We start from the raw sequence: 5,535 nt of genomic DNA on the forward strand, positions 1-5,535 counted from the left end.
TACGGCGCGGTCGTCTGATTCGGCCCCGCCCATCGTCCCCTCGCACCAACGACAAGGGCCACAAAGGAACACGAATGAGAGCAACACTTCGCTCGGTCGCGGTCGCGGCAATGATTGCCGCGGCTGGCCTCCTGAACATGCAGACGTCCGCCGCCACCCCTCCCGTCCCCACACCGGAACCGGGTGGCGTCATCCGGATGGACACCGCCCCGGGCGAGTGGTGGCAGTGCACCGGCTGGAGCCTGCAACCGCCGTTCTTCTACCAGGCCCCGGGCATCATGCAGTTCTCTCTCGGCCCCGAGCCGATCTACCTGCGATTCGCGCCGGGTGCCGATGTCTGGGTCGAATGCGCCGGCACCGGCCTACCGGTCGTCTATTACGGCCCGATCGTCAAGGCTGGTTGGTAATCCCGATGGCGATCAGCTGATCCGCCAGCTCCACGAAAAGGCGTCCGCACCATTGACTTCGGTGCGGACGCCTTTCCGTTCGCTCACCTCACGCGAACTGCGGCTCCCGGATGGCACCCGCCGCGCGGCGGGTGGGCAGGAGGCTGGCGGCCAGCAGGGAGATCCAGCCCCAGGCCAGGAAGGAGACGGCGGCGAAGACCATGCTGACCTGGCCGGGCAGGGCGGCGGGGAGGACCATGAAGGCCAGGGTGATGGCAATCGTGATGGCGGCCATGGCCTTTCGGTCAGCGCGGAGGTAGCGCCGGGTGAGGATGACATTCACGGCCACCAGGGCGAGGCCGGAGATGGTCGCTGCGGCCCCGTGCGCCATGCCGTGCCAGGTGAGCGTGTCGGGCTCGCCCATGGGGTAGCCCTTGGCCGGGTCGCAGACGAAGACACCGGCGGCGATCAGGCCCGCACCGAAGACGGCGACAAGACGGGGAATCCAGACCCGGCCGATGCCGTCGGTGAGGGTCCGGCGCAGGCCGAGCGCCCCAAGCACGAAGAGCACGCCGGTGCCGACGAAGTTGGCGATCTGCAACCAGCCGAGGTCACCGAGGGCGAGCTGGCTGATCATGTGCCGACTCAGATCGAAGCCATCACGGGTGAATGCCTGGGCCAGGGCGATGGCGAAGAACACCGGGGTGGCGAGAGCGCCAGCGGTGAGCAGCTTGTCAGTCTTCATCAGATCTTTCTTCGGTAGGTCGGTCGGCGGTATTGCCGTCGAGGTTCCAGACGGACCCGGGAACGGAAATTCATCGGAGCGCCATCTGACGCTGTCCAGATGGAAGGTCAGAGCCAGACGGGTTGGCCGTAGGCGGTGATCTGAGTGGCCTGGTCGTCGCTCGATGCCGACAGGGTGGCGATTGCTCGGATCGAGGTGAGTCCTCCGCTCCCCAACATCCCCAACCCGACCCGTCACCGAACCCGGCCCCGCAACCATCGCCCTCCCCGCAGTCCCCCTCGCCCACACCCCCTCAAACACCAACCCCCTCACCATCGACACCACCCCCGACCAGCGAAGGAGCCAATCCGCCGGGTGGAGGCGGCCACTGGCCCGGCGGCAACGGAGGCGGACTGGAACCGGCACACCCGGACATATCGGGTCCGCCCCCACCGGGGGTGACCCTGGAATGGAACAACGACCACCCTCAGTGGAGCGATGGCAGCCGCGCGATCCCCGATTCGCGGTGGCCCGGCGGCTTCGGCTACCCCAGACCCGACACCTCCCAACCCGACGATGCCCTACCGGTACCCGGTGATGGCCCCGGCGACTCCAACGACAACCAGCACAACCCTGCCCAGGACCACAGCGGCGACAACCCGAGCGGCAACCAAGGCAATGATGGAGAACAGGGCTCCGGGGGGCAGCCAAGCGATGACCAAGGAGGCAACCACCAACCATCCCCGGGCGAAGGACACGGCGAAGGTGCAGACAGCACCGACCCAACCGCCCCACCCGCCGAACCGGACAGCGACAACGAAACCCCCTGGTGGCAAGAGGAACCCGGCTTCTGGGAAGGCCTCGTTCCGGTATACGGATCGCTGCGCTACGCCATCGCATACTTCTCGCAAGGCCGCTGGGGCTGGGGCATCTTCTGGCTCGTCATGGCAGTCCTCGACGTATTCCTGATCAAAGACCTCGCGGTCATCGCATTCAAACTTGTCGTCGGTCTGGGACGACTCCTCAGCGAACCTCTCCTCAAAATCCTGCCCAAACTCGGCGAACTACTGCTCAACGCCATCAAGGCGCTCGGCCGCGCCATCGTTGATCTCGCCAAGGGTCTGGTCGACTTTGCGAAAGCTCTTGGCGGCGCCGTCGCAGCGCTTGGAAAGGTTCTCCTGGATGGCGCCAAGAATATTGGCGGTGCCATCATCGAAGGCGGTAAGAAGATTTGGGACGGAATCAAGGGAATATTTGGTAGACGATCTGGCCCAAGACTCGGCCCCGGAGTTAAAACGATCGACCCTGTACCGCTTCGGGCCACTGATCAGCAACTACAAAAGAAGTTCAAGCATGCAAAAGATTTTGGAGTTGAAGAAAATTGGAACAACAAGACAGCCGCAAAGAACTTCCGAGAAGCGTTGCAATCACACCTCGACGACCCAAATACGCTTCATATAGATGGCTTCTATCATGGAGATCGCGCAATCTTGAACTACAATCCTGAAACCGGTTTGGTTGTCGTCCAGTCGCTGAGTGGCGACTTTATCACCGGCTGGAGGGTCAGCCCTGGTCAGACGGCGAACATCCTCGAAAGAGGAAGGCTGGGAGGAAATTAGAGATGTTTGGTAGAAACTCTGTCGACCGTGCGCTTGCGAATTATGAACGACTCATTGGTGAGTTTGTCTCGGGAGTGATCGACGCGCCGACTTTTGAGTCGAGGTATCTTATGTTATTCAAGAACGAAGCTGCAAAGATTCCATTGAAAGAGTTCGATATCCTCGATGGCCTGTTCGCCGATGTGGATGAATACGTGTCGGATCCAGGCTTGCGAGCCGAGGCGGGGGGGTTAGACGATGAGCAGTTGCGCTCAAGAGCTGCTGCGGCGTACAAAATTCTTTTTCTGGCCAACAAAGAATAGTCGCCGGGCGAGAAATCGATCCCGTGCCAGGTTTGAGGCGGCCATCCGCCGTGACGAGGAAACGCTGGACGTGCAGGTCAAGGCTCATCGGAGCCGCGCCGTGCATCACGCCCGCCATGGCCGCGCCGCGACATCCACGGCATCCCACAAGCCGATGTAGCGCGGCTGCTCGTTGCGGGCCTGTTCCGGAGTCGGGCAGTCGCCGAACGCGACCAACTCGACTCCCGAACGCCCGATGACCCGGATGATGCGCGGCGCTCCCCCGGTCGGCGCGAACGGCTCCCGGAACCACACTGTGGTCAGATCACCGTGCGTGGTGTGGACGAGGCGACGCTGCATGAACCGCATCTCCGACACGCCCCGTGAATGCGCCCACGCCGCCAGCAGGCCCATCGCCGCCCACCGCACCGCATCCCAGTAGCGCTGGTCTTCGGGGTGGCTGCGCTCCACCATCTCGAGGTATGGGCGGGGCTGAAACGGACGCACCGGCAGATGTTCTGCGGCGATGGAATTGATGCACACCGGGCCGCCGCGCTCGACGCGGAACGTCACGCGGTCGGGGCCGAGCGCCACCGCGTAGCTCTGGCGGTGGTCCGTGGCGTCGAGCCAGATCAGCCGTCGCTGCTCGGTACCGGTGATCATGACTGCCCCACCCCCGGCGTCTTCAACGTGAACGCGTCGACTTCGTCCCCGGACAGGTCGAGCACCATCGCCGCCGCCTCCGGGGTCAACCCGGCGTCGCGAACCAGCCGGTCCCACAGGATCGCCCGCTTACCGGCAGCGGCGGCGAAGCTGCTGATGGCGGCGCGATGCTCCTCGAACGCCTGCTGCTCATCGACCCCCGAGTCCTTGGCCGTCGATCGATAGTGGCGGGCCGATGCCGCAACGAGCATGCTGCGCGTCCGCTCTACCTCCCGCACGACGGCCCGCGTCGTTTCATGCGGCAGAATGCCTGGTTCGGTCATGCCAGCTCACCGCCCGTCAAGGCCGCCTGCGCGCGAAGCGTGAGAGCGGTATCGATGCGGGGGACCATCTTGCACGCGGTGTCCCGGCGCTTGGGGTGGAGCATGACGGCGTGCTCAGCTTCCAGAACCGACAGCCCCCCTGGGTCAGCCTGGCACAAGTACAGTCTCGCGGTCTTCATGTCACGGCCTCTCGAATCACAAGGCGGGGCAAAGCATTAGGTACCGCCCGGATCGACCTTCATGAGAGGTCCGCTGCGGACGCGGGACCCGCTCGAAGTACGAGCCCTTGCGGCACTTCCGCCGTCCGGACGCATATCAAGCACACACCCGCGCCAGCGGTGGCACAATACGCATGGTGAATATTCACCGGAAGAATCTCGTCTTTCCAGCACCGTGCTTGCCGTGAACCAGAAGCTGATTCACCATGAATCAGCACCCGACTCATAGGGGGTTATGTGTCCACCGCAACCGCATCCGACCCCGCGCTGCCCCGCCGACAGCTCGGTACCTACCTACGAGAACTCAGAAACGAGAACGGCCTCACGATCGCCGAAGCCGCGAAGCTCATGCAGTGGACGCCGTCGATGCTCCAGCGACTCGAAACAGCGAAGATCGACGGCCCCCGAGACGCGGACATCCGGGAACTGTGCCGCATCTACGACGCGGACACCGAGAAGACGGAGGCGCTGATCGGCCTCGCCCATCAAGCCAACGAAAAGTCGTGGTGGCACGAGTACGGCGACGTGATCCGACGCGGATTCGACATGTACATAGGGCTGGAGGGCAACGCTGAAGGGCTCCGGATTCACCAGTCGGATCTGGTGCCGGGACTTCTTCAGACCGGCGACTACGCCCGCGCGATCATCAGCTCCGACCGTGCGGTGGGCGACCACGAGGAAACAGCCCGACGAGTACAGCTCCGCCTTCGTCGCCAGAAGTCGATCATGCGCGCGGGTGGCACACGCGTGGACGCGATTATTGGTGAAGCCACCCTTCGGCGCGTAATGGGCAGCAGAAAGGTGATGATCGACCAGCTCCGCCACCTGGACCAGATGTCCACCAAACCCAACATCAGCCTGCGCGTGCTGCCCTTCTCCGCAGGGTGCCCCGCAGGGGAGCCTCTGGGGTCCTTCGTCATACTGGACTTCAGGGACGACGAGAGGGGACGGCCGACGCAACCGACGGTTGTGTATCTCGAAGGCTTCACCGGCGAGTTGTATCTTGAGAAGCGTCCTGTCGTGGCCCGGTTCCAGAAGGCGTTCGAGGACCTTCGGTCCTCGGCGTTGACCATCCAAGACAGCCGGAACTTCCTCCGGCACATCATCAGAGAGCATGAGCGAGCAGCGTGAACATTGACCAGCCGTTGAAGTGGCGAAAGAGCACCAAGAGTGGCTCGCAGGCCGAATGTGTCGAGGTCGCGGAACTGCCGAACGGCGGTATGGCGGTTCGTGACTCGAAGGACCCCAGCGGACCGATGCTGCGCTTCACCGCCGGCGAATGGGACGCCTTCATAGCGGGAGCGGAGCAAGGCGAGTTCAA

General features: G+C 63.7%; 8 protein-coding genes. 5 read left to right on the forward strand and 3 right to left on the reverse strand.

The genetic code is table 11. The features are described 5' to 3' along the window. Window positions 1-137 precede the first annotated feature (137 nt). On the forward strand, window positions 138-407 hold the full coding sequence (locus QK444_RS31805) for a hypothetical protein (protein WP_282785770.1): 270 nt from the start codon (window positions 138-140) through the stop codon (window positions 405-407). 88 nt (window positions 408-495) lie between these two features. Here the strand turns inward: QK444_RS31805 and QK444_RS31810 are convergent, their stop codons facing one another. Next, the gene (locus QK444_RS31810; protein WP_282785771.1) at window positions 496-1,131 is read right to left on the reverse strand and encodes a DUF998 domain-containing protein; all 636 of its coding nucleotides are present in this window, start codon (window positions 1,129-1,131) and stop codon (window positions 496-498) included. A gap of 437 nt (window positions 1,132-1,568) precedes the next feature. Between QK444_RS31810 and QK444_RS31815 the strand changes: the two genes are divergently transcribed. After that, complete coding sequence (locus QK444_RS31815; protein ID WP_282785772.1) at window positions 1,569-2,729, forward strand: colicin D domain-containing protein; 1,161 nt, start codon at window positions 1,569-1,571, stop codon at window positions 2,727-2,729. Window positions 2,730-2,731: 2 nt separating this feature from the next. Further along, window positions 2,732-3,031, forward strand: coding sequence for a colicin immunity domain-containing protein (locus QK444_RS31820; protein WP_282785773.1), 300 nt, complete (start codon window positions 2,732-2,734; stop codon window positions 3,029-3,031). A 105-nt stretch (window positions 3,032-3,136) separates the two neighbouring features. Here QK444_RS31820 and QK444_RS31825 read toward each other — a convergent pair whose 3' ends face one another. Further along, entirely contained in the window at window positions 3,137-3,673 is a 537-nt protein-coding gene (locus QK444_RS31825) for a hypothetical protein (protein ID WP_282785774.1), read from the reverse strand. Continuing rightward, window positions 3,670-3,996, reverse strand: coding sequence for a hypothetical protein (locus QK444_RS31830; RefSeq protein WP_282785775.1), 327 nt, complete (start codon window positions 3,994-3,996; stop codon window positions 3,670-3,672). Before QK444_RS31830 ends, QK444_RS31825 begins: the two co-directional genes overlap by 4 nt. A gap of 455 nt (window positions 3,997-4,451) precedes the next feature. Between QK444_RS31830 and QK444_RS31835 the strand changes: the two genes are divergently transcribed. Then, a complete protein-coding gene (locus QK444_RS31835; RefSeq protein WP_282785776.1) occupies window positions 4,452-5,345 on the forward strand; it encodes a helix-turn-helix transcriptional regulator in 894 nt (297 codons plus the stop codon). Beyond that, window positions 5,342-5,535: DUF397 domain-containing protein (locus tag QK444_RS31840; RefSeq protein ID WP_282785777.1), on the forward strand; the 194-nt coding region annotated here is incomplete at its 3' end. The genes QK444_RS31835 and QK444_RS31840, both read left to right, overlap by 4 nt.

It is taken from the genome of Nocardia sp. CC201C (assembly GCF_030010695.1).
In the GTDB taxonomy this organism is placed as follows: domain Bacteria; phylum Actinomycetota; class Actinomycetes; order Mycobacteriales; family Mycobacteriaceae; genus Nocardia; species Nocardia otitidiscaviarum.

Bases quoted from the DNA above. Each gene is read 5' to 3' on its own strand.
- QK444_RS31805 (WP_282785770.1), top strand. From the start codon at position 138: ATGCAGACGTCCGCCGCCACCCCTCCCGTCCCCACACCGGAACCGGGT.
- QK444_RS31830 (WP_282785775.1), bottom strand. From the start codon at position 3,996: ATGACCGAACCAGGCATTCTGCCGCATGAAACGACGCGGGCCGTCGTG.
- QK444_RS31820 (WP_282785773.1), top strand. From the start codon at position 2,732: ATGTTTGGTAGAAACTCTGTCGACCGTGCGCTTGCGAATTATGAACGA.
- QK444_RS31810 (WP_282785771.1), bottom strand. From the start codon at position 1,131: ATGAAGACTGACAAGCTGCTCACCGCTGGCGCTCTCGCCACCCCGGTG.
- QK444_RS31825 (WP_282785774.1), bottom strand. From the start codon at position 3,673: ATGATCACCGGTACCGAGCAGCGACGGCTGATCTGGCTCGACGCCACG.